At 61.9% G+C, this 1,257-nt stretch carries 1 protein-coding gene; it reads left to right on the top strand.

What is annotated here, in order from left to right:
* Positions 1 to 80: 80 nt before the first annotated feature.
* A protein-coding gene (locus tag ABD059_RS14015) for an IS3 family transposase (protein WP_343881102.1) occupies positions 81 to 1,228 on the top strand; the annotation gives its coding sequence in 2 pieces (ribosomal slippage) (positions 81 to 354 and positions 354 to 1,228; 1,149 coding nt in all).
* The last annotated feature ends 29 nt before the right edge of the window (positions 1,229 to 1,257 follow it).

Genomic DNA, 1,257 nt, shown 5'->3' with positions numbered 1-1,257 from the left:
TGGTTGGGTCCCCGTGTAGAAGTCCAGTGTTTGTGTGAGTTTCGTGTCCGAGAATGGACACAGGAGGAAATTCACGAATCATGGCACGCAGACACACCCCCGAGCAGGTCATCGCTAAGGTCCGGCAGGGCCAGAAGATGCTCAATGACGGACGCCCGATGGTCGAGGTCATCAAGGAGCTCCAGGTCACCGAGGCGACCTGGTACCGGTGGCTGACCCAGTACGGGTCCGAGAAGAACGCCGAGGCTTCCAAACGGACTAAAGAGCTGGAGAAGGAGAACGCCAGGCTCAAGCGGCTGCTGGCCGATCAGATCCTCGCTAATGACATTCTGAGCGAGGTGGCCAAGGGAAAATTCTGAGCCCCGAACCCCGCCGCCGTGCCGTGCGCATGGCGGTGGAGAAGTTCGGGGCTTCCGAACGTTTCGCCTGCAAGGTTCTGGGCCAGAACCGGTCCGCTTTTCGGAAGAAGAAGCCTGACGTGGGTTTCGAGGAGGTCCGGCTGCGGACGGAGCTGCGCGCCGTGGCGGTGAAGCATCCGGCGTGGGGTTGGCGGAAAGCCCGCTGGCACCTGCTGGCCCAGCCGGAGTGGGCCGGGGTGGCACTGAACCGGAAGCGGGTGCGCCGGATCTGGCGCGACGAAGGCCTCGTCTGTAAACCCAGGGCGAGGAAGAAACGGCGGACCGGACCCGGCGCCGGGGAGCAGAAACGGCTCAGGGCGGAGTATCCGATGCACGTGGTCAGCTTCGACTTCCAGTCCGACGTGACTTCCTGCGGCCGGCATATCCGGTTCTTCAACGTCATCGATGAATACACCCGCACCGCCCTGGCCATCATCCCGCGCAGGTCGTTCAAAGCCTCGGACGTGGTTGCGGTGATGGAGAACATCATCGCCGAAACCGGCACCGCCCCGACCTACGTCAGGTGCGACAACGGGCCCGAATTCACCGCGGCCGCCCTGATCGACTGGTGCAATACCGCCGGCGTGGACACCGCGTTCATCGACCCGGGATCACCGTGGCAGAACGGCTTCATCGAATCCTTCAACGCCCAGTTCAGAAGGGAACAGCTCTCCGGAGAAATCATGGACACCATGGCCGAAGCGACGTATTTGGCCGAGGAATGGAAAGCTATCTACAATCATGAACGGCCCCACGGATCCCTGGACGGCATGACGCCCAACCGCTACTGGGAAAACTGGACGCAAGAAAACCAATCAGCTATCGCATAGACGCTGGACTGCTAACGGGGGCCCAACCA

Source organism: Arthrobacter flavus (genome assembly GCF_039526005.1).
Classification (GTDB): Bacteria; Actinomycetota; Actinomycetes; order Actinomycetales; family Micrococcaceae; genus Arthrobacter_D; species Arthrobacter_D flavus.
Note: the sequence above shows the minus strand (reverse complement) of the source record. Positions and strands in the feature narration are given on the sequence as shown.